Below are 575 nucleotides of genomic sequence, written 5' to 3'. Positions count from 1 at the left end.
GGACCACCCGGGCGAGCTGGTGCACATGGATCTGAAGAAACTGTGCCGAATCCCTGAGGGCGGCGGGTGGCGGGCCCACGGGCGCTGCGGCCGCCAGCATCACCGGCGGCCGCAGCACGCGCGGGGGGGCTTCGACTACGTCCACTCGCTGGTCGATGACCACTCCCGCCTGGGGTACTCCAAGATCCTGGCCGATGAGAAGGGCACCACCTGCGCCGCGTTCCTGATCCGGGCCGCAGCCTATTTCGCAGCCCACGGGATCCTCTGGATCGAACGCGTGATGGCCGACTACGCCTGGGCCCACCGCCACTCCCTGCGCGTAGTCATCGCCCAACTGGACGCCAGGCAGGTGTTCATTTGCTCGTACCGCCCGTGGCAGAACGGCAAGCTCGAGCGCTTCAACCGCACCCTGGCGACCGAGTGGGCCTACCGCCCGGTCTTGACGACCAACGTCGAACGTGCGCCGGCCCTTGCCCCCTGGATCGAGCATTACAACACTGACAGGCATCACAGCGCACTCGGCGGCCACCCACCCGTCAGCCGTCTGCGACTAATCTTATGACCGGGCACATCTA

1 protein-coding gene is annotated in these 575 nt (G+C 67.0%); it reads left to right on the top strand.

Translation table 11 applies throughout. The annotated features are described in order from the left end of the window. Window positions 1-562 (top strand): integrase core domain-containing protein (locus tag GMA12_RS18190; protein ID WP_156270883.1); only part of this gene is annotated, 562 nt, incomplete at its 5' end. Between the last annotated feature and the right edge of the window lie 13 nt (window positions 563-575).

It is taken from the genome of Kocuria sediminis, assembly GCF_009735315.1.
Taxonomy (GTDB): domain Bacteria; phylum Actinomycetota; class Actinomycetes; order Actinomycetales; family Micrococcaceae; genus Kocuria; species Kocuria turfanensis.
The sequence above is the reverse complement of the archived record's forward strand: the minus strand, read 5'-3'. Positions and strand labels throughout refer to the sequence as shown.